This is a genomic window from Bacteroides sp. 14(A), assembly GCF_000526555.1.
In the GTDB taxonomy this organism is placed as follows: domain Bacteria; phylum Bacteroidota; class Bacteroidia; order Bacteroidales; family Bacteroidaceae; genus Bacteroides; species Bacteroides cellulosilyticus.
This window is the reverse complement of the sequence record NZ_JAGH01000002.1, coordinates 1,950,194-1,971,901: the sequence shown is the minus strand read 5'-3', so window position 1 is coordinate 1,971,901 and position 21,708 is coordinate 1,950,194. Positions and strand designations below refer to the sequence as shown.

Genomic DNA, 21,708 nt, shown 5'->3' with positions numbered 1-21,708 from the left:
GCTTCATGTGATTATCGGTGAAAACCGGGATTATACTCTTCCCTCATGCCGGAAAGCGAGTTGGTTATATCCACTTCCAACCGGGCAAGTTTTTCCCGTATCTCGTACATCTCCTGAAATCCTTTTTCCGACATTCCCTGGTCATTGACTTCAAAAGAAAATATCATTCTGTCTGCACGTTCAATACGCTTCCGTACGGCCTCATGGTCTGCTTCGTCATACAATCCGTTTCGGATATGTTCCGGATTGACTTCGGGCAAATCGGACAAGGCACGGTTGAGTGTGGCTTTACCACTGATGTCCCAATCTCCAAGATCCTTTTCTGCCTGTTTCATCCGTTTGCCAAGCAACTGGTCGTTCCAATCCTTATAACCGTCTGCGGCGGATTCATAGAAGACAGGTCCTGCCGCTTCCGGGCCGGAGACGGGAACTCCACGAATGGCATCCTCGATGGCCGCCAGATTATTTTTCATTGCCGCCAGTTCTTCCTCGCTTGCCGAACCCTCGGCAAGAGCCATTTCATACTCATCCGCACGAACCATGCTCATTTCCTGCAAATATCCGTCACCAATATCCATGTCATCCCGAACCGTACCTTTCACATTTATACCCAACGTTGCCGTTATCTTTTCGAAGTCGAACGGCTCAAGTCCTATTTCATGCTGTTTGTTCCCGTTATGGTAATCCTGCACAATCAGCTTGTCGTCTTTCGACAAGCATGTGGAAAACTCCTTGCCTGCATGGGTGAGTGCAAAGTGGATGGCATAGACCTGCCCGGCACGGTCTCGGTCAAAACAGAGATGATGGGCTGCATCGGGAGTCGCCCTTATCATACCCTTGAATTGCTGTTGGCTTGGTGCCCCGCCTGTCGAGACAAAGACCGCCTTGCGCAACTCCTTGTTTTCCGCTTGGTGAAGCTGGTAATAAGCCATCGCGTCGAAGGCACTCTCGAACCAGTAGATATGCTTGGCCTTTGTGAGAGGGGTCTTGGCAGGACTGGCAATCCACAGCCCCTCGCTTGAATTGCTCCCTTCCGCCTTACCCTTGTAGCTGCCGTTACCGTCCATGCGGGGACGGCCCCGCTCTTCCAGACCGACCACCTTTTCCGTATCCTTGGGCAGGGTCAGCGGAAAGGCGAGGTTCGTGTATTGCAAACCGTCCTCGCGGTGCTTCGTCGCCAGACAAAAGTGGCGATGGAAGGCGTATTGCGTATAGAGGTCGATACCTCTATGCTTGAAGAAGGAATAGAACTTCTTCTGCGTCGCCCGGTCCTGCGGGTTGAACTTGTGAATGTCATAGTCCGCCATATCGAACGGTTTCACGTTCCGCTTGGGCCAGATGATCCGCGTTGCCCTGTCGGCGATGGGATTGTTCAGCAGCCGGTTGCAGACCAGATTCACGAGCCTGTCGGGAGACATGCCCGCATGGTACTCCGCAAAAAAATGCGGATGTTCCTTGATGAATGAAATGATGTTATAGACTTTCTGCTGTTGCGCATGAAAGCAGCACTTTCCTTGTTGCGTCACGATGAACTTGTCGCCACGGATGCGCCGCCCGTCGCTGTCCAGACGGACATACGAAGGATAACGCAGGCCGTCGCGCTTGTTCAGGTGATACCCCGCGTCGAGGAGCACGTCCTGGATATTCAGCCGTTGCAGGAAGTCATCGTATGTAAGGTCTCCGTCTCTCATAGGCTTACCTCCCCATTCTCATTTCGCCGACCTCATGGTTCATCTGCGCCTCGAAGTTGCGGATAGCCACATCTCTGGGTGTGTCCACCCCGGGCTTGAAGTACGGGCGCGGAGCTCCGCCGAAACGTTCGCCGTAGAACTCCGGTCCGTGATGATGGTGGTGGAAGCCGTGTGCCACTTCCGAGGCGACCACCGCACCGGCGGTAAGGGCGGCGAAGATCTTCACCCCGAGCCCCTTGTTCGCCTCCGGGCGTGTCTTCATGTCCACCTCGCTGAATATCTTCGAGAAGAGCTTCATGCGGTGGTAGTCGTCCACCGCGAGGAACTTGTCGTACTCCTTTTGGCTGATCTCGTGGCTGATGACCTGCCCGTCGATGACGGCGGACATCTTGTACTTTCCTTCGGCTTGTGCCGGTTGTACGGCAATCTCGCTGACTTCGACTTCCCGTCCGTGCTTCCCTTCCCGGTACCAGCCCTTGTCCTCCTTGATATACTGCAAGTCCCTGCCGTCTATCGTAGTACCGTACTCCTGCCCGATAAAGGCTGTTTGTTGGTCGTTTCCCTCTTTTTGAGCTCCATATTCCAGCGGAGCAAGGATTTCCCGCTCCTGCCGTTGCCGCTCCTCCAGCTCCTGTCGCACTTCCGGATGCAGGCCGATGGCGATGCGCTCCTTGCTGTCGAGTTGTTCCGTCGTTACCTTGCCGGCAAAATCCGCCCCGATAATGCCGTTCAGCAGTTCCAGACGTTTTTCGATGGGCTGCTCCTCGACGGGAACGGCCACCAGCTTTTTCACTTCCTCTTCCGTCAGGTCATAGACCATATCGGCTTGGACGCTTTCCGATTGCACGGTCAGCGTCCGCCTTTCCGCATCTACGATAAGGCCGTGCGAGGCGAGGCACTCCTGCCATTTCTCGTTGGAGAAATAGACCGGCGAGGCGATCAGCTCCTTATAAGGCCGTGCCGGTTCTGTGCTCCTCGGACGGCTGGCCATCGGCGTGATGACCGCCTGCAAGTCCTGCAATACGTTCCGCTGCCCGACGGACTGCCCGGATGGCTCCGTCCGTCCGCCCTTGTAGTAAAAGCCGTAACCGCCCGATTGCAGTTCGCCGGGTTTCATGCGCCCGTCGGGACGTTCGGGGACAATGGACGGCCCCGGATAGAAAAGCTGCCCGCCGACCCTGCGCAGGTGGAAACCCCACTGCTGGCGCGGTGTCCAGCCGAGGAACGGCGGGGGCATACCCAGCCGCCCCGTGCGCCCGTATTCACCGATGCCGATACGGTAGCCGTGAAGCCCCATAGCCACCCTGCCGTTCGCGTTTCTGGCATGGACGAAATTCTTGGGCATATAGAAGTCTTTGCCCACGATGCTCGTAAGCACGTTGTAGGCTTTCTTGTTGGCCGTGTTCGTTCCCCAGTCCGTCAGGGCCAACATCTGACGCTCGGTGAGCGGATAGGTCAGCAGCGGCGAGTCGTGTCCCTGCACGATCAGCCGGTAGCCCCCTCCGTCGAATGCAATATGGGCTTGAAGTCCGTTGCGCATCAGCATATTGCGCATTTCGGGCTGCAAGTCCATCTGCCGGGGATTGGTATTCGTTCGTATCGCCATATCTTTGATGATTAGATTCTCTTCCGTTATGCGTCGCCGCGCTCCATTGCGGCTTCCAGCTGTTCGTCCTTATAGCGGACGAACGCTTCGGCGGAATCGTCGCCGACCATAAGCCCTTTCTCCTCGCAGTAGCGGGCGTACTCCTCCTGCCACTCGGCGGAGAAGTGGTTCACATAGTCGAGCCAGCCGTACTGGCCGCTCTGCATCTTCTCGACAAGTACCTCTTCGGGATAATAATTCTGCTGTGCCATCTGCTTGCTGATTGAAGGGTTTTACTTGTGAAGACCTACCGCACGGTTGCGTTCGGCGCTCTTCTTCTGTTCGTTCCACAACTCCTCGGTGTATTCCTCTTCCGGGACGTAATCGAGGTTGCCCTCGTCGTCCATCACCCAGCAGCCGTAGCAGCCGAAGGTGTACTTGTCCCATTCGCGCTTGGGCTGCTCGCGCCACCCCTGCGCATCGCCCGGGCAGAAGCGGATACCGGTCTTGTTGTGCAGGTCGATACCTACCGTAACGGGTTCATCGTCCACGACCACCGTCAGCAGGTTGCCGTTCTGCATTCCCTTTACCTCTACCGCTCCGAGGTGCATCACCTCGGAGAGCACTTTCAGGTTACTGGCGATGATGGGTGTCGGAACGTACATCACCTGCTTCGTACCCTCGTCTATCTGCACGAAAGCCTTGCTGTGCCGTCCGTCCGCCATTTCCACGTCCGCGACGATGGCCTTGCCGTCGAGCAGCTGCTTCTGCTGCGCCTCGTCGTAGCGTTCCAGCGGCGAGGATTTCAGTGCGGGATAGAAGACCACGTCCACCTCGCCGCTCTCCATGCGGATAAAGGCGAAACGGCTGCGGCTCTCGATGACTTCGCCCTTTTCGTCGGTAACGCGTACGGGAAGCACGGGCGAGTAACCCCCTTGCCCGATCTCTTCCAGAACGCGCATGGGCAGGTCCTCGATCATCTCTTGGGTAAGCCCGAAACGGGCAAGTGCCGGATAGGGCAGTTCATTGAACTCGAATTGTTCCTTTTTCATATTCTGAAATGTGTTATAAATTATATTCCGCAAAGATAGAATGATTTTATTTCTATAATCAAAATACGCATATATAAGTGATTATAATATGCTATTTTTTGTGTTTGGAATATGATTTTATACGAATAATCATATTCTAAACTATTAAAATAATCACATTAGACAAGAAAATAGGCAGGCGGTGGACACACCGTAAGAAGAGTGTGTTAATTTTGCCGCATGAGAAAAATTTCAGCAATGATAGCGGCGGGTATCTCGTTCTGTATTGTGCCTGCCAAAGCGCAGTTCAATACCGTTGCCACGGTACCTGCCCGCTACAAGGTAGAGGTACTGCACACAGGTACGGACAAAACGGAACCGGCTTCCGGAAATGCGGATTCCGTATTGGGTACGTCGGCGGAACTCCTTGCCGCCGCCTCGCCCGTCGATGCGGATAAGAAGATATGGTTGGAGCGTTACTTGAGTGTAAGCTATCCGCTGCGCCGTATCCGGATCACTTCGCCCTACGGCTACCGCAAAGACCCGTTTACGGGAAAGAAAAGGTTTCACGGCGGGCTGGATTTGCACGCACGGGGCGACGAAGTGCTGGCCATGATGGAAGGAGTGGTCGTAAAGGTCGGGCAGGACAAGACTTCCGGCAAGTATGTAACCCTGCGGCATGGCAGATACACCGTCAGCTATTGCCACCTCTCGAAAATTATCGCCGTCAAAGGAGCGGTGGTACATCCGCGCGATGTGGTCGGCATAACCGGCTCTACCGGGCGCAGCACCGGCGAACACCTGCATATCACCTGCAAGTTCGACGGCAAGAGCGTCAATCCGACGGTGATACTCGGCTACATCGAATCCACCCGAAAAGAGTGTGTGGCGGCATTGGCGCAGCTATAAGGCATAAGCGGAACAATCGGCCACAGCCTCCAAATACGGGAAATGCAGAAGCTGTTTTCACCACCCCCTCATTGTACGGGTCGGTGAAAGTCAGCATATCGAATATGTACGGGTCTTTGAGCATGGATTTCACATCGTTGGCTTCCGGCGCAGGCAGGGTTTCTGTGAAATTGTTTGCCAACGCTCCGTGCTTGCCGTAATCGTCAAGTTTGATGGCTTCTTGCAGTGATAGCGTGTCGTCCAATGATTGGTAATGCTTTGCACCATATACCGATACCGTGCACGAATGTTTTTGACCTGTTTTATCAAAACAAGATTATGCGTCCAATTCAGATGCCTTATAGGCAGGGTAAAATTATATTCGTCTAATTGCGAAATCATTGATTTCACAATTGGTTCAAGGTCATTTTCCAATTACGCAACCACTGATTGCGTAATTGGAGCAGCAGCCCCTTTTACCATCGTAAGCTCCTGATTATATCCGTTGAAGAACAGCACCATGTATTGCATATTACGTACAGTGAAACCTTTAATCTCGGAGTAGTCGTTCTTCAAATCCACAGTCTTAATGCCCTTCGATCCGGTCCGTGATGTACTTGCCCCAGACCGCCGCCTTTATCAGGAACAACGGCGGCACGGTAACGGTCTTGCCGTAGAAGATGGCCGCCACCACCTTGCCGCCGCACCGTTCTATCTCCTCCTTATAGTCGGCCACGCTTTGCCCTGTCGTCATCACATCATCTATGATGATGATTTCCTTTCCTTTTATCTTCCTGACAATGCGGTAGTTCCGTTCAAGGATGCGGTTCTTGCCGCCCTTGGCCTCGTGCAGGCTCTCGCGAGGTTCGAACACGTCCACGTCATACAGTCCCGAAGTCAGCTCCGGACGGTGCTTGCCGATGTACCAGTCGAGCCGCTTGAACCGCCGGGCATACTTGAACTCGTCGCTGCACGGCATGAACATGATATGATAGGGCTTGCCGTCCGCTTGCAGGGCGGTCATGCACGCCTTGAAGAACTCGATACCGTGTACCTCGCCCTCCTTGAACTGATAAAGCGAGCGGCAGAACGCCCGTTGTTCTTCGCCCAGCAGCGCGTTGTACCGCGACGGATAATAATACCCGTAGAAGGCCATCCGGATGCCGCGCGACTTGAACGGTTTGAGTGGCGGATGGTCTTCGAACAGGTCGGGGCGCGAGAAGCAGAACATGCGGCAGGCGTCCCGGTGTCCGCCCATCACAGCCAGGCGGCAGTAGTGGTCGCGTTCCTCGTCCTTGTCGGCCATGCGTGCGGCGGCGAACGCCGCTTCCCCGGCTTTCCTCCGCCAGTAGCCGATGACATGCAACAGCCCTCCGATAAGGCAGAGCAGGATCAGGAATACAAGCCTCTCGTTCATACCGCATTAAAACAACTTCGTTAGATCCATCGACAGGAACTCCTCCGCACCGACACCACCGTCGCCGACGATGAATGACGCCGTAGGGTTGAAAAGCTGCCTGAACTTATCCAATCCATCCGTCCGCTTCTCGGCATTGCTTTTAACCTCTATGGCTACGACAGAACCCTTTTTGCGAAGAATGAAATCCACCTCGTCGCTCCGCTCACGCCAATAGAACACCTCGAAACGGTGTATGAATGCCTGGCTGACCAGATAGGCCCCGATGCCCGACTCGAAGATACGTCCCCACGCCTTGCGGTCGAGGATGGCCTGCTCGAACGTCAGAGGGCTGTACACCATCTTCAGGGCATTGTTGTAAACCTGCAATTTCGGTATGCTCGCTTTACGGCGTGCCGTGTCGATGCTGAACTTCTGAAGCCCGCACAACAGACCGCTTTCACCCAGCAGGTTGATATATCCCGCCAAGGTCGCCGTGTTGCCGGCATCCTGCAACGAGCCGAGCATTTTGTTCAGCGACAGCAACTCACCGGAGTAGGCCGCCCCGAGCTCGAACGTCTGACGAAGCAGGGCCGGTTTGCTGATAGGGGTATCCATCAGAATATCCTTGTTGATCGTCGCCTCGATGATGGCCGACTGGATATACTGTTGGAAGCGATCCTCGTCGCCGATTAAGGAGGCCGCACCGGGATAACCGCCGTAGAAGAGATACCGGTCGAGCGACAGCCCGAAACTCTCCTTCATTTCCCGGTAACTCCAATGGCTCATGCGGATCTCCTCGAACCGCCCTGCCAACGATTCCGACAGACCTTTCTCCAGTAGGACGCGGCTGCTGCCGAGCAGCAGCACCTTGATATTGCGGTCATGGAACGTGTCGTCGTCCCACTCTTTTTTTACCGCCTCGCTCCAGTTGGTTATTTTCTGTATCTCGTCGATGACCAGAACAATGCTCTCCCAGCCGTTGCTCTCTTTCAGGCTGCGGACAGCCGCCCAACAGTTCGAAATCCACGCGCTGCCCATTGTCGGAACGTTGTCGGCGGAAAAGAACTGGTAAGGGGCGTCTAAGTCCTTCAACACCTGCTTCACAACAGTCGATTTACCGATCTGACGTGCGCCCATGACGACCTGAATGAATCTTCTCCGCTCTTCGAGTCGGTCTCTAATTACCTGATATTCTGCTCTTTTATACATACTATTACATTTTACGCAGTGGAATGCGAACTTTTACGCAATGCAAAGATAATGAATATATCCGAAAAACGTTATGCAACCTTTTACAATATTGATTTCCAACCCGTAATCCCATTTTACCCGTATTGTCCCGCTGTTTTTCCACATGAAAAAAGCTGCGCCGGTATTTTGACGCAGCCTCGTGGGATTTTTTCCGTTCCGTATGTCCGGAAAGCCTGTACTTGTCTTGATGGGTATTTCCCTATTTCCCCAGCACGGTACAGATGATCCGCACAGCCTCTTCGTCCGTTAGCGACGATGTATCCAGCATCAGATGATACTGGTGGCGGTCTCCCCATTTATAGCCCGTGTAGTGCAGACAGTGTTCGCGCCGTTCCCGGTCGGTACGTTTCAGCAGAGCCTCGGCCTGACCGCGCTCCACGCCATACTCGAAAACGACGCGCCTTATGCGGGCTGTCTCATTGGCATATATAAAGAGGTGAAGGCAATCCTTGCGGTCTTTCAGGACGAAGTTGGCGAGACGCCCCACAATGACGCACGGTTCCTTGGCGGCTATCTCACGGATTACCTGGCTCTGCGAGCGGAACACGGCGGTCTGTGTCGGGTCATCGTATATCAGGCGGTTGCTCACCGTCTGCTCGCTCTCCTTGACCGTTTCCTCGCTCAATCCGCTTTTCCGGGCAGTCAGTGCGATGATTTCCCTGTCATAGAAATTCACGCCCAACCGCCGCGCCAGCATTTCGCCGATACGGTGGCCGCCGCTACCGTATTCGCGCGAGATGGTGACAACGAGCGGCAGTTTGCCCACGCCGGTATCGGCAATGCCCTCCGCCGGGTGCGTCCTACGGCGGTTCTGCGGGTTGAACGACGAAGCGTGGCGACGACCGAATACATAATAGTACCCCAGCGAGAGGGCGCACGGCACGATCATCCAAAGGAACATCGCGTCGTAGTCGAGATACTTCACCAGCACTCCGGCAAGGAATCCGCCCAGCGCGATGCCGAAGTCGAACGCCACGAAGAACGTCGAACTGGCTGCGCCGCGCCTTTCGGGGGCTACGGCGTGCATCGCCATCGTCTGCAACGAGGGTTGTATGGCTCCGAAACTGTACCCCAGCAGGATGGCAGACAACAAGTAGCAAGGCACGTTATGGGCGAACACCAACAGCAGGATACCCGCCGCAATGGCCGCATTGCCGGAATAGACCAGCTGCGCCTCACCGTACTTGTCGATGGCACGTCCCAGCAGGATACGGGTGGCTACGGTGGCCAGTGCGATGAAGATGAAGTAGATTCCGCCACCGGGCAACCCACAGGAAACGGCGTAGATGGCCACATATACCTCTATCACGCCATACGCCATCATGAAGAAGAACTGCGTGACGGCAGCGGGCAGCGACATAGGTTCGAACAGCTCGCTGAAGCGTAGCGGTGCTGTGGACATCGTGTAGTTACGAGACCGTATGCCGATGCCTGTCAGCAATGCAGCCACTGCAACAAGGGCTGTGATGGCGAATAGCGGGCGGAAGCCCCAGGCGTTCATCACCGCCAGTCCCATAGCCGGTGCCACGGCGGTGCTGATGGCCATCGAGAGACCGTACATGCCAAGTCCTTCGCCCATACGGCTGTGCGGAATGATGTCCGTCACCCATGTGGATGCCGCATTGCTCGATGCCGCATGGAACACGCCGTGCGCTGTACGCAGCACTACCGCCAGCGCAATGCCTGCCGAGACGAAGTAGCCCATAGGGATAAGCCCCATACCGACAAGTCCCAATACCAGCAGGGTGCATCGTCCCCGCGTATCGACGAGCCATCCTACGAAGGGACGCGACACGATACTGGCAATACTGAACAGGGCCGTAGCCAGTCCGATAGTTACCGCATCGCCGCCAAGGTAGGTAACGAAGAAGGGAAACGTGGGCAGCAGCGCATGGAAATTGACAAAGATAAAGAAGTTCACCAGACAGATTCTCAGGAAAGAACCTGTCCACAATCGGGGTTTTTCTGTTGTTTTATCCATAGTTTATCGTTTGAGTTACGGCACAAAAAAAAGAGTGTCTCATCTGCAATCCAACTGGATTTACGTGATAAGACACTACTCGTTGTTCTGTTATTATACGCTGGCAAAAGTACAAAAATCTTCGCAAAAGACGATGAGAATGAGAGAAAAAACTTCATGGGAGATCGAACATTCCCCGAGTCTTTGTCGCCAAAAAAGTCATTTTTGGCGACAGGCCAGTGTCTGATCGAAAAAAATGTCATAGAGTGACGGCGTTTTCGATTACCCGTCCCGTCATTCCCTTTTCACCCTCATTATCCCTCTGTCGTTTTTCAACGTAAAAAAACGCGCCTGTACTTTGCTCCTTTGCTAAATTCCTATTTATATAGGTTGGATAAGGCGTATAAAGGAACGATATCCACCTTTTCCAACTTTCCGAAATTCTCCAGCGATGTCCGTATGCCGTATGCCAGATGTTTCTCATTCATAAACTGGTACATGCTTTTCATCGAACCCGTCGTACCCGCTTTCACTTCCAGGGGAACGACCCGCATATCCTTGACGAGAACATAATCCACTTCCGCCTGCGCCCCGCGTGACAGATTCTGCCAGTAATACAGGTCATGCCGTTGCACGGGCGTATTGTATTTCAGCAGCTCCAAGCCCGCCACCATTTCCGTGATGTGCCCTTTGTTCACCAGATCGGAGGCTGCCCCGACAAGTACCAGTTTGGACATCTCCGACGTACCTCCCGTATTCTCCAAGCCCAGCAGCCGCAACAGCAGCCCGCTGTCCAGAAAGATATATTTGACGAACTTTTCGTTGATCTCGGCTCCCAGCGGCAGACCGTTGGCGGCGGTGTGTACGGCAGGCCTTATCAGGCCGGCATCTTTCAGCAGTTCCAGCGCACCCTTTATCTTTTCGCTCCGATAATTTCCCTGCACGTTGCTATACACGAATTTCCCGCCTATCTGCTGCGCCACGCTGTGGAGCGTCTGTCGGAGCAACATCGGATCGGCTTTCTCCTCGTACTTCGAGAAATCATCTTCATACGCCAGCATGATATCGTCCTGCACCTGCTGGCATTTCAGGTAATCGCCCGTCTCCGCCCAGTTCCGGACGGATTCGGGCATTCCCCCGACCATCAGGTAATTGCGGAAACTTTCCACCAGCTTCCCGTGCAGGGCCTCGAACAGGGGTTCTGCAGGAGAAGCGTTCCGTTTCGCTTCAATCCAGCCGGCGTGTCCCGTTGCGGAAAGGAACTCGTCGAAAGACATCGGGTACATGAAGAGCGAGCGCACTCTGCCCACACCGAAAGAAGCCATCTTTTTCAAGGCAAATTCCAACAGCGAGCCGGCTGCCACGACATGAAGCTCCGGATAGTCTTCATAGAAGAACCAAAGGCTGTGTATTGCTTGGGTGCAAGCCTGAATCTCGTCCAGAAACAAAAGCGTTTCTCCCGGCACGACAGGTATGCCGTAAAAAGCCGCAAGGCGTGAGGCGATCTCTTTCGGTTTCAGATTACCGGTGAACACCGAAATAATCTCTTGGTCCCGCTCGAAATTCACCTCCATGAAATACTTGAAAGTTTTCCCCAGTTGGCGGACAGCGGAGGATTTACCCACCTGCCGTGCCCCCCGAAGCAACAAAGGCTTGTGCACTCTCTCGTTTTTCCACTCCAGCAAGTAGCTGTCAATCGATCTCGGATAGTATATTTTCTCCATAACGTTCTCCATTTTTCTGCAAAGATAATGCTTTTGTGAAAAGTCAGATGTATTTTCCTTCCATTTCTGCAAAAAGTCAGAGATAAAATCCTGCGCTTTTTGTGAAAAATCAGAGAAGATATACGAATGCCGTTTTTATCCCGATACCCGCCTTTATATCTCTGCGTTTATTCCTATCCCTTTTATCCTCTTCCGAGACCTTTCTTCCCGGTTCGCATCATCGGCCATTCCCTGCGGTGAGATTTTCCCATGCAAAGGTACAGCGGCCGGACAGACGCCAAATACCGCTCTGTGCTAATAGCAAATGAATTGAACGGCAGCCTTCCGCAAATCGGAGATTGGGGTATTCCGTGAAATTCCTCCGCTATTTATTTGTCTCACCCGTCCTTTCCCCGCTGTCGGAACCCGCATGAAAAATCAACCCCGCCAAGGAAGCCGGAAGGCTTCGAATAGGAGGGGAAAGAAAAAAATGTTTAACGAACGAACAAAGCGAAATGAAAGAGGAAATCAGACAAGACGGACAAACGGTGCTGTCAAGCGAGGACGGGTTTTCAATGCCCATGTTTTTCAACAACCTGTGCGGTAAGAACTTTTCAGGCAAAAAGTACCGGGACTATATCCGATATATAGCCCTCGGAGAGATGGGCTTCCAGCCCGGAGAAATTGAATTATACCGCGACGGCGTACTGGTCGCAAGCGGTACGATTCCGAAACCCTGAACCGCAAAACGGGGCAGATTGCAGCAAAACGAAAATAAAAACTTAACAAGTTACAAAAATGGAAACAGTTACGATTCATCCGGCGGAAGCCTATCTCCGCAACGAACAAAATCCCGCTTCCCTGTATGTGAGGATTAACGGGAAACGCAGGCGCTTGTTTATCAACCGTAGTGAAAATATCATCGGCATTGTCGCACCCCGAAAGCGGACAAGAGGTTATATCTTCACGGATTGGTCGAGTATCGAGCAGATATACTACCCGTCCCAAGAACAGAAAACGGATACGGAGAGGAAACTCATTCTGAAATACCAGAAACTTGCCCGGCTTGCCACGCACTCGAACGACTGGCTTCGTAAAATCGCCGATGCGGATTTGGATAAATCCCTTTACGAGAACCGAATCACGACAGGCACACGCATCGACGGCAAGTGTATCGGGCTTGCCACCATCGAAAAGCATTGCGGCAGTTGGATGATGTCTCTTTTCAGAAAGGCACTGAAGCAAGGCGAGAAGTTCTCCACCGCACGCTTTGACTTTTGCGGCTATGACGGTACGCTGTGGTGCGAACCCCGGGAGAATGGCGACATGGCCGCAGGCTTCAGCAAGGAATACCGGAATTGCGGCAACGGCTATTACTACCTGCTTATCAACGACAAGTACATGATCGGTTACGACATCGACTGATTGTACGGTATCGAAGATAATCCGTATCGGCAGACAACCGGTACGGATTTTTTTGAATTCCGGTCTGCCGACGGCTATTCCCTTTTTATATCTGCCACGGCCTCTTCCATGCCCGCTTCGTCCTTATCCCCCCTTTCCATATAACCGTTTACACTACTCCAGAAGCAACGCTATTTTATTCGCGATCTCCTCGGAAGTCGGCAGCAGCTCCTTGTAGGCTTCGGGCAGTTCCGGCGACAGGCTGTAAGTGGCCACGCCGATAGGCATGGTCGAACTTTTCAGGGCATATTCCACAATCATGCGGCTTTTCGACTTGCAGATGACGATGCCGATAGCCGGATTTTCGTGAGGCAGTCTTACGGTGTCGTTCAGCACGTTCAGGTAAAACTCCATCTTGCCTTTATATTCCGGCTGGAACTCGCCGATTTTCAATTCTATCGCTATCATGGCCTGCAAACGCCTGTTATACAGCAGTAAATCTATGAAGTATTCCCTGCCGTCCACTTCTATCCGGTACTGGTTGCCCACAAAGGAGAAGTCTGGACCGAACTCCATAAGGAACGCACGGATATTCTTTACGAGCGCCTGCTCCAGTTCGTATTCGGAATGCTCTTCCGAAAGCCCCACAAGGTCGAACGTATATTCATCCTTCAGCGCAAGCATGGCTTGGTTCTTTATCGTCTCCGGCAAAGTCAGGTCGAAGTTGCTTTGTCCGAGCAGATAGTTTTCGTAGCTCTTTGCCTCTATCTTGTTGATAAGCACATCTTTGGTCCAGCCGTATTTCTTGGTCGCCAAGATGTAAAACTGCCGCTGCTGCGTCTCTTTGCACTTGGTCAGGATAACGATGTGCTTCGACCAGCTGATTTCTCCAACTAATGGTTGGAGATTTTCTATGCCCGTTCCGTCCTCATCCCCCCCCTTGCAACCGTTCCCTTCCCCTCTTTTAGCCGTGCGTTTCACTATTCTGCCGTGCGACCTCTTGTGGAATTATTTTACTGCAAAGGTAATCCGGCTGTTCCAATCCGGCCAATGCCGGCCTGCCGCCGCGAGTGAGCCGTAAAAATCTTCCTCTCCGCTGTCGAGCGTATTTTTCCGCATCAGCCTTGTCCGGTTGTCCCGCCACCTTTTGGGGGCAGAAAAATAAATCCCTGCGGTCGCAAACAGGCCGAACAGAGGGAAACAAAAACAAGGTTGAATATGAGTTACAACAAATTGAAAGCACTGGCGGCAAACGTGGAAGCCATAGAAACGGCAATGAAAATCCGTGTGCAAGGCAGACAAGCCACACCGGAAGAGAAAGAGACGTTATCCCGGTATTCCGGTTTCGGAGGTATCAAGGAAGTATTGAACATCGGCACGGACAAGCCCGTAGGCGACGGTATGGAAGAACCGATAAGGCGGTTGCAGGAGTTAATCAACGCCTATCCCCATTTCACCGAACCCATGCGGCACAATGTCATGGAAGCCATAAAAGCGTCCGTCCTGACAGCGTTCTACACCCCGAAATTCCTTGTAGATGCGGTGGCACGGCAGATACACGCCACATTCAAGGACAACGGACTACAGATGCACACGTTCCTCGAACCGAGTGCAGGCATAGGCGGTTTCCTGCCCGTAGCCATGCCCTGCACCTATGACTATGCCATAGAGAAAGACCCCGTTTCGGGGCTGATACTCTCCCTGCTGCATGACAACACGATTACACGGACGGCAGGGTTTGAAACGATAGGCGAACAGGACTTTGAACACACGAAATTCGATGTCATAGCCTCCAATATCCCGTTCGGCAATTTCCATGTTTTCGATGCGGAGCTGTGGAAGAAAGGCGGCGCATACGAACAGGCCACCAAGACCATACATAACTACTTTTTCGTCAAGGCTATGGAGCTGTTGAACGAGGGCGGCCTGCTGGCTTTCATCACATCGAGGGGCGTAGCCGACACGCCGGGCAACAAGTTCGTGCGCGAGTATCTTGTAAACCATGCCGATATGATAAGTGCCGTCCGTCTGCCCGACACGCTTTTCATGCCGACAAGCGGTATCGAGGTAGGCAGCGACCTGCTTGTATTCCAAAAGCACACCCACAAGGCGGCACTCTCGCAGAGGGAACAGCTGTTTCTGCAGGTCGGCAGGGAAAAGGCGGACACTTCGGGCGCAATGACCGAATACGCCAACAAACTGTTTGCGTTGCCGAAAACCACCCTTGCCACGGGTAGCCGTATCGTGCAGAACCAGTACGGCAAGTATGTACGCAAATACCAGTGGCAGGGCGATGAAAACGCTATGTCGCAGTACCTCGCCGCATTGCTCAAACTCGACTTTGGCCGCTATTTCCGCAAAAGCCTTTTCACGGGTGAAGGGCAGGACGGCACGCACGCGCAGATGTCCCTTTTCGGAAGCGTAGCCATGAAGCAGACACCCAAAGGCAAACGGGCCTACACGGACGAGCTGGACGTGTGGATGAAAGAGGGCGCAATGGTGCTGTTCGAGGGGCAGGTGGGCGTTATCCGATACCGTAAATCCGAACACTACCAAGAGACGGCCACCGATTTTGTTCCGGTGGACGAGGGCAAGGTGAATACCGACAGGGCAAACGATTATTTCGCTATCCGCAAGGCGTACTTCGAACTATCCACCAAAGAGCAGGAGGAACAGACGGAACAGCCGCATTTGCGTGAGCGGCTGAACGCCGACTATGACGATTTTGTCGCCAAGTGGGGCTTTTTCCACGCTAACGACAACAGGGAATTTATTATGCTCGACAGCCTCGGTGTGGAAGTGTTCACGATAGAAATGCAGGTCGGAAAGGATATTTTCAAGTCCGACATCATGCGTGAACCCGTAGCGTTCAAGAAGATAGACACGACCCTGCAACTCACCCCTGCCGAAGCGTTGGCGAGCAGCCTGAATTTTTACGGCGGTGTGGATATGGATTATCTGACACAGGCCACCGGAAAGGACGAGGACGAAGTGATCGGCGACCTCAAAGGCGAGATATTCTACAATCCCGCCACCGGAGAATGGGAGCACAAAGGCCGGTTCATTGCCGGGAACGTCATAGCCAAATGCAAGGAAACGGGCTCTTATCTGCCCGACCTCGCAGGCAGGGAGAGGGAGTGGGCGGAAGCCGCTGTAAAGGCTTTGGAGGATGCAACCCCCGAAGCGATACCCTACGAGGAACTCGACATCAACATGGGCGAGCGTTGGATAGACACGAAGCTGTACGCCGATTTTGCGACGGAGCTTTTCGGGACGGAAACCCATGTGATGTATTTCGATGTGAACGACACCTATCTGGTACGTCTGCAGGGATATTCCCCGGTGGTCTATAATACCTATTCCGTGCGTAACTACAACGGCGAGGACTTGTTTGTTCACGCCCTGCAAGATACCGTACCCGAAATAACCAAGGAGATAGAGCGGAACGGCGACAAGGTACGAGTGCCCGACGAGGAAGCCATACAGGAAGCGGCCACCAAGATACAGGAGATACGCAGCCGTTTCAACCAGTGGCTCGACAGCCAGCCCATAGAGGTAAGGGACGAACTGGTAAGAACGTATAACGAACGTTTCAACTGCTATGTGCGCCCCGCTTACGACGGCTCGGCGCAGACCTTTCCGAACCTCTCGTTCGGGCAGTTCCCATACGACAGCCTCTATCCCTCGCAGAAAGACGCAATTTGGATGATTAAGCAGAACGGCGGCGGTATCTGCTGGCACGAGGTAGGCACGGGTAAGACGATGATAATGTGCGTGGCAGCCTACGAAATGAAACGCCTCGGACTGGTGCAAAAGCCCATGATTATAGGTCTGAAAGCCAATGTACACGAGATTGCCGACACGTTCCGCAAGGCTTATCCCTCGGCAAAGGTGCTCTATCCGGGCAAGGAGGATTTCACCCCTGCCAACCGGCAGGAGGTGTTCTCGAAAATCAAGAACAACAACTGGGATTGCATCATCCTGACGCACGACCAGTTCGCCAAGATACCCCAGTCGTCAGAGACGATGATAGAGATATTCACGGAAGAACTGGCCGATGTGGAGCGTAACCTTGAGGTGCTGGAACAGTCCACCATGCGCTACCGTAGCGGAAAGATGCAGGAGGGACTGGAGAAGCGCAAGCAGAACCTCTCGGCAAAACTACAGGAACTGCGGATGAAAATCAACGGACGGAAAGACGATACGGTAGATTTTCACTCGATGGGCATAGACCACATATTTGTCGATGAATGCCACATTTTCAAGAACTTAATGTTTCAGACACGCCATAACCGCGTGGCAGGTATCGGCAACACCAAAGGCTCGCAAAGGGCGATGAACCTGCTCTTTGCCATTCGGGACATTCAGCACCGCACGGGACGGGATCTCGGCGCAACGTTCCTTTCGGGTACGGTGGTCGTAAACGCCCTTACCGAACTGTATGTGATGTTCAAGTACCTTAGACCGCGGGAATTGCAGCGTCAGCAGATTTCATGCTTCGATGCGTGGGCGGCCATATTTACGCAAAAGACAGCCGATTACGAGCTGAATGTAACCGGTGCAATCAAACGCAAGGAGCGTTTCCGCACCTATATCAAAGTGCCGGAACTGGCGATGTTCCTGCGTGAGATTACCGACTACCGCACCGCCGACATGATAAACCTCGATGTGCCGGAGAAGAACGTGCGCTTCCTCTCTCATGCGCCCACTATCCAGCAGGAGGAAATGATAGGGCGTTTGGTGTCCTTTGCCCACGGCGGCCAGTGGGAGGACTTGGGGCTCGACACGCCCGAACCCGACAACCTCGACAAGGCGAAAATGCTGGTCGCTACCAATGTGGCACGGAAAATGGCTCTCGATATGCGCTTGTTGGGCGACAAGTTCAGCGACGATGCCGACAACAAGGCTTCCATTTGCGCAAGGACGGTTTACGATTATTATATGCAGTCGGACGCCAACCGGGGAACACAGTTCGTGTTCAGCGACCTTGGGACATACAAGCCGAATGAGTGGAACGTCTATACCGACATCAAGGAAAAACTGGTGCGGCTCGGTATTCCTGCCGATGAAGTGCAGTTTATCCAGTGCGCCACCACTGAACGGGCGAGAAAACGTCTGTTCGAGGACATGAACAACGGCAAGGTGCGTGTGCTTTTCGGCAGTACCACCATGTTAGGTACGGGAGTGAACGCCCAGCAGAGGGCTGTGGCGGTGCATCATTTGGAGATACCCTGGGTGCGACATGAAGTCGCATAGATAATTGTTGGAATGATACTTACGAGTATCAGCTTTAACCCGCTGTTCCGTCAGCGGTAGCCTACCACCGATGCACCTTAATAGTTGTATTAAGCGGTTGGGACAAAGTACACTTTCGCAAGACAAGACAGAACCGTGAGGGGAAGTCAAGTACGGTTAGTATCATACCGTAGAGTGGCGAGGCTGGATAGTATGGTTAGCGCAAGCGAACTGTTAGTAAACTTCGTAATGTCGTAAAAGAGTGTAAGATACTGACACACTCTACCCAAAAGGGAAGCGGTCGGTTAATCCTCTCCATGGTAGGATTACACGGATATAAGCACCGCCGGAGGATGAGACAGAACCTAACCTATCCGTTAGTTATCTATGTGGAACATGGTAAGCCTGTATATCTCCTGTCATGTAATAATGGCAGGTAAGCTGACAGCAATGGAAGCCGAATGGTGTGCAGGTATAAGATAACAGAAAAAGCGAATGCCGTTCTGTAATGGAACGGATACGGATTGAACCGACATCACGAGCTGATGTGGGCGACATTATCCGACACGAAAGTGGGCAGACTTCTGTGGTGACACTCGGTAGGCAAACAAACCGAATGGCATCAAATGGTGATTCTTTACAAGTAACTTTTAGAACTTTCAAAAGGAGGAAAGCAAATGAACGAAAACAAGACATCGTGTGCGCCTGCTGACAATCAGCAAACACTTTGGAACAGTATAGACTGGACTAAAGCGGAGTTGGCTGTCAGAAAGCTACAAGCGCGTATTGTAAAGGCTCAGAAGGAAGGCAGAACGGGCAAGGTGAAAGCCTTGCAGTGGACGCTGACCCACTCTTTTTACGCAAAAGCCTTAGCCGTAAAGAGGGTTACTTCTAACGGAGGTGGAAACACCCCCGGGGTGGACATGGAAACATGGGAGAAACCCGAAGCAAAAACACAAGCGATAAGTGAACTCAAACGCAGAGGCTACCGGCCGAAGCCATTGAGAAGAGTCCACATCAAAAAGAGTAATGGCAAACTGCGACCGTTGGGAATACCGACAATGAAAGACAGAGCCATGCAAGCACTCTACCTCATGGCATTGGAACCAGTATCGGAAACAACAGCCGACACACGTTCATACGGTTTCCGCAAGGAACGCCGCTGTATGGATGCGGTACTGCAATGCCATAACATTCTCCGAAAAGGCTATTCTCCTGAATGGATTTTGGAGGGTGATATAAAGGGGTGCTTCGACCATATCAGCCATGAATGGTTGCTTGCCAACATCCCAATGGATAAGGCAATGCTTCGTAAATGGCTGAAATGCGGCTATATCTTCAACAAACAGATGTTCCCGACCGAGGAGGGGACACCGCAAGGTGGCATAATTTCCCCGACACTTGCCAATATGACGTTGGACGGTTTGCAGAAAGTTCTCGCAGAGAAGTATAAACGAGTTAGAATAAAGGGAAAACTATATTCGCCAATGGTGAATCTGGTCCGTTATGCTGATGATTTTATAATTACTTGCGAAAACCGTGAGACACTTGAGAACGAAATCAAGCCATTGGTTGCTGAGTTCATGGCTGAAAGAGGTCTGACCTTATCAGAGGAAAAGACGGTCATAACAAACATCCGTGACGGTTTTGATTTTCTCGGTTTCAATATCCGCAAATACGGCAATGAAATATTGACCAAACCGACCAAGAAAGCAGAAAAACGCTTTATGGAAAATATCCGTAAAGTAACAAAAGGTCATAAGGGTTGCAAGCAGGAGTCATTAATCAGAATGTTGAACGCTAAAATCCGAGGATGGGGAGCATATTATCAGCATGGGGCGACACGTGATTCATTTCACAGAATCGACCATCAGATATTTCTCGCCTTGTGGCAATGGGCTAAACGTCGCCATTCCAAGAAAGGGAAACGGTGGATAAAAGACCGTTATTGGCACAATATCCGAGGGAACAGCTGGACTTTTGCGACAAAGTTCAAAAAATCAAACGGCAAGGAAGACCGGATCACCTTGTTGAAACTGGCATCCTCGTTTCCTTTCCTGCAATATACGCAGATAAAGGGGGATATGAATCCGTTTGACACAGATTGCCGTCTGTACTTCAATAAAAGAATGAAGTTGAAAATGCTTGTGACACTGAAAGGACGCAAGTCCCTGCTTTACCTATGGGAAAAGCAAGGGCGAAAATGTCCGATATGTGGTGAACCGATTGACACGCATAAAGCATGGAATGTAATGCCAACCGTCAAAGACGGACAAAAATGCAATCTGTTGGTTCATGATGAATGTTTCAAATTATCCCGTAAATCCAATGGAAACAAGAAGTAGTATGAGCCGGTCTCTGCACACGAACAGAGACTTAGAAAAGCTTGAGCCGTATGAGGGGAAACCCTCATGTACGGTTCTGAGGGGGGAAGAGGGCAGTAATGCCCTTGACCTACCCGATCGACCGTCCGACCTTGCACAGCGTGACGGACGTGGTGTGCGTGCAGGCAATGAGATTGCCAAGCACTTTGCAGGTGATAATGTGGATGTCATTATCTATGCGGTGGAAAAGTCATTGGACAGTTACAAGTTCAATCTGTTGCACTGCAAGCAGACTTTTATCACCCAGCTCAAAAGCGGTGCAATGGGTGCAAGAACCATTGATGAGGGTGCTATGGACGAGAAGTCGGGCATGAACTTTTCGGAGTATATGGCTATTCTGTCGGGTAATACAGACTTGTTAGAGAAAGCAAAGTTGGAGAAGAAGATAGCCTCTCTGGAGGGTGAACGCAAGTCGTTTAACAAGGGAAAGGCAAATGCCGAATTTACCTTAAACAATACCCGAAAGGAGTATGACAACAACCGTATTATCATCGAACGGATGACGGAGGATTACAACAAGTTCCTTGCTGTTGCCAAAACGGATAAGGAAGGGAACCGATTTAATCTTATAAAGTTAGATAACTTCCCTTCGACCGATGAGAAAGCCATCGGAAAGAAGTTGCAGGACATAGCCAAGAATGCCACTACGGGTGGTCAGTACACCCGTATCGGAGAACTGTATGGTTTCCCTATTGTGGTAATCAGTGAAACAACATTGTCAAGCGGAATGCAAGCCATTGAGAACCGTTTCCTGATTGAGGGGCATTACAAGTACAGTTTCAATAACGGTCGTCTGGCTATGGCTGATCCGAAAGCGGCTGCTACCAATTTCCTGAATGCGTTGGAAAAGATACCGGGTATCATTGCCCAGCGAAAGGAAAAGAATGAGGCTTTGGAAAAGCAGATACCGCAACTTCAAGAGATTGCAGGAAAGGTATGGAAGAAGGAAGATGAACTGAAACAGCTGAAATCCGAACTTGCCGTACTGGACAGGAAGATTCAGTTGGAATTGGCTCCGTCTGTTCCAGCTACCGTACAGGAGGAACAGAAACAAGTTGCGGAAAACAAGGAAATGCAGAATACAGAAGATATTCCCATTCATTCTGACAAGTATTCTAATCCGAGAGGTCTCAGAATCTAAATTCAAAAGCGACTGCCTGAAAAGGTGGTCGCTTTT

General features: G+C 52.2%; 15 protein-coding genes and 1 pseudogene. 6 read left to right on the top strand and 10 right to left on the bottom strand.

Translation table 11 applies throughout. The features are described from left to right. Positions 1-11 precede the first annotated feature (11 nt). From K429_RS0114900 to K429_RS0114885, 4 genes are read right to left on the bottom strand one after another with little or no spacing between them, the layout of a single operon-like run. A complete protein-coding gene (locus K429_RS0114900; RefSeq protein ID WP_026367409.1) occupies positions 12-1,691 on the bottom strand; it encodes a toprim domain-containing protein in 1,680 nt (559 codons plus the stop codon). A gap of 4 nt (positions 1,692-1,695) precedes the next feature. Continuing rightward, on the bottom strand, positions 1,696-3,297 hold the full coding sequence (locus tag K429_RS0114895) for a hypothetical protein (protein ID WP_026367408.1): 1,602 nt from the start codon (positions 3,295-3,297) through the stop codon (positions 1,696-1,698). A 26-nt stretch (positions 3,298-3,323) separates the two neighbouring features. Then, positions 3,324-3,548 (bottom strand): hypothetical protein, encoded by a 225-nt coding sequence (locus K429_RS0114890; RefSeq protein ID WP_026367407.1) that lies wholly within the window; start codon positions 3,546-3,548, stop codon positions 3,324-3,326. Between the two features lie 21 nt (positions 3,549-3,569). Next, entirely contained in the window at positions 3,570-4,328 is a 759-nt protein-coding gene (locus tag K429_RS0114885; RefSeq protein WP_026367406.1) for a DUF4099 domain-containing protein, read from the bottom strand. A gap of 219 nt (positions 4,329-4,547) precedes the next feature. On the opposite strand from K429_RS0114885, the gene K429_RS0114880 reads away from it, so the two are divergent. Next, positions 4,548-5,216 (top strand): M23 family metallopeptidase, encoded by a 669-nt coding sequence (locus K429_RS0114880; RefSeq protein ID WP_026367405.1) that lies wholly within the window; start codon positions 4,548-4,550, stop codon positions 5,214-5,216. A 10-nt stretch (positions 5,217-5,226) separates the two neighbouring features. Here K429_RS0114880 and K429_RS28755 read toward each other — a convergent pair. The 5 genes and pseudogenes from K429_RS28755 to K429_RS0114855 all read right to left on the bottom strand — a co-directional run. Next, positions 5,227-5,777: pseudogene (locus tag K429_RS28755) on the bottom strand (DUF1016 N-terminal domain-containing protein); the annotation flags it as partial. Positions 5,778-5,781: 4 nt separating this feature from the next. Continuing rightward, positions 5,782-6,612, bottom strand: a complete 831-nt coding sequence (locus K429_RS0114870; protein WP_026367404.1) for a hypothetical protein — start codon at positions 6,610-6,612, stop codon at positions 5,782-5,784. A gap of 6 nt (positions 6,613-6,618) precedes the next feature. Next, positions 6,619-7,803: an ATP-binding protein gene (locus K429_RS0114865; RefSeq protein ID WP_026367403.1), complete on the bottom strand. Its 1,185-nt coding sequence runs from the start codon at positions 7,801-7,803 to the stop codon at positions 6,619-6,621. A 241-nt stretch (positions 7,804-8,044) separates the two neighbouring features. Next, positions 8,045-9,826 carry an MFS transporter gene (locus tag K429_RS0114860; RefSeq protein ID WP_026367402.1) on the bottom strand — a complete coding sequence of 594 codons (1,782 nt, stop codon included), beginning with the start codon at positions 9,824-9,826 and terminating at the stop codon, positions 8,045-8,047. Positions 9,827-10,182: 356 nt separating this feature from the next. Next, the gene (locus tag K429_RS0114855) at positions 10,183-11,529 is read right to left on the bottom strand and encodes an ATP-binding protein (RefSeq protein WP_231501858.1); all 1,347 of its coding nucleotides are present in this window, start codon (positions 11,527-11,529) and stop codon (positions 10,183-10,185) included. A 494-nt stretch (positions 11,530-12,023) separates the two neighbouring features. On the opposite strand from K429_RS0114855, the gene K429_RS0114850 reads away from it, so the two are divergent. Beyond that, complete coding sequence (locus K429_RS0114850) at positions 12,024-12,248, top strand: hypothetical protein (RefSeq protein ID WP_026367400.1); 225 nt, start codon at positions 12,024-12,026, stop codon at positions 12,246-12,248. 58 nt (positions 12,249-12,306) lie between these two features. Then, the gene (locus tag K429_RS0114845) at positions 12,307-12,933 is read left to right on the top strand and encodes a hypothetical protein (RefSeq protein ID WP_026367399.1); all 627 of its coding nucleotides are present in this window, start codon (positions 12,307-12,309) and stop codon (positions 12,931-12,933) included. Positions 12,934-13,086: 153 nt separating this feature from the next. Here the strand turns inward: K429_RS0114845 and K429_RS28750 are convergent, their stop codons facing one another. Next, the gene (locus K429_RS28750) at positions 13,087-13,893 is read right to left on the bottom strand and encodes a YhcG family protein (protein WP_231501857.1); all 807 of its coding nucleotides are present in this window, start codon (positions 13,891-13,893) and stop codon (positions 13,087-13,089) included. A gap of 237 nt (positions 13,894-14,130) precedes the next feature. Between K429_RS28750 and K429_RS0114835 the strand changes: the two genes are divergently transcribed. The 3 genes from K429_RS0114835 to K429_RS0114825 all read left to right on the top strand — a co-directional run bounded on the left by K429_RS0114835 (position 14,131) and on the right by K429_RS0114825 (position 21,672). Continuing rightward, positions 14,131-18,168: an N-6 DNA methylase gene (locus K429_RS0114835; RefSeq protein WP_026367398.1), complete on the top strand. Its 4,038-nt coding sequence runs from the start codon at positions 14,131-14,133 to the stop codon at positions 18,166-18,168. A 656-nt stretch (positions 18,169-18,824) separates the two neighbouring features. Beyond that, the gene (gene ltrA / locus K429_RS0114830; protein WP_026367397.1) at positions 18,825-20,492 is read left to right on the top strand and encodes a group II intron reverse transcriptase/maturase; all 1,668 of its coding nucleotides are present in this window, start codon (positions 18,825-18,827) and stop codon (positions 20,490-20,492) included. Further along, entirely contained in the window at positions 20,476-21,672 is a 1,197-nt protein-coding gene (locus tag K429_RS0114825) for a DNA methylase (protein WP_231501856.1), read from the top strand. The genes ltrA and K429_RS0114825 overlap by 17 nt, the downstream gene beginning before the upstream one ends. The last annotated feature ends 36 nt before the right edge of the window (positions 21,673-21,708 follow it).

Coding starts and splice junctions, on each gene's coding strand:
- K429_RS0114870 (WP_026367404.1), bottom strand. CDS start 6,612: ATGAACGAGAGGCTTGTATTCCTGATCCTGCTCTGCCTTATCGGAGGG.
- K429_RS0114855 (WP_231501858.1), bottom strand. CDS start 11,529: ATGGAGAAAATATACTATCCGAGATCGATTGACAGCTACTTGCTGGAG.
- K429_RS0114865 (WP_026367403.1), bottom strand. CDS start 7,803: ATGTATAAAAGAGCAGAATATCAGGTAATTAGAGACCGACTCGAAGAG.
- K429_RS0114880 (WP_026367405.1), top strand. CDS start 4,548: ATGAGAAAAATTTCAGCAATGATAGCGGCGGGTATCTCGTTCTGTATT.
- K429_RS0114860 (WP_026367402.1), bottom strand. CDS start 9,826: ATGGATAAAACAACAGAAAAACCCCGATTGTGGACAGGTTCTTTCCTG.
- K429_RS0114885 (WP_026367406.1), bottom strand. CDS start 4,328: ATGAAAAAGGAACAATTCGAGTTCAATGAACTGCCCTATCCGGCACTT.
- K429_RS0114845 (WP_026367399.1), top strand. CDS start 12,307: ATGGAAACAGTTACGATTCATCCGGCGGAAGCCTATCTCCGCAACGAA.
- ltrA (WP_026367397.1), top strand. CDS start 18,825: ATGAACGAAAACAAGACATCGTGTGCGCCTGCTGACAATCAGCAAACA.
- K429_RS0114850 (WP_026367400.1), top strand. CDS start 12,024: ATGAAAGAGGAAATCAGACAAGACGGACAAACGGTGCTGTCAAGCGAG.
- K429_RS0114825 (WP_231501856.1), top strand. CDS start 20,476: ATGGAAACAAGAAGTAGTATGAGCCGGTCTCTGCACACGAACAGAGAC.
- K429_RS0114895 (WP_026367408.1), bottom strand. CDS start 3,297: ATGGCGATACGAACGAATACCAATCCCCGGCAGATGGACTTGCAGCCC.
- K429_RS0114890 (WP_026367407.1), bottom strand. CDS start 3,548: ATGGCACAGCAGAATTATTATCCCGAAGAGGTACTTGTCGAGAAGATG.
- K429_RS0114900 (WP_026367409.1), bottom strand. CDS start 1,691: ATGAGAGACGGAGACCTTACATACGATGACTTCCTGCAACGGCTGAAT.
- K429_RS0114835 (WP_026367398.1), top strand. CDS start 14,131: ATGAGTTACAACAAATTGAAAGCACTGGCGGCAAACGTGGAAGCCATA.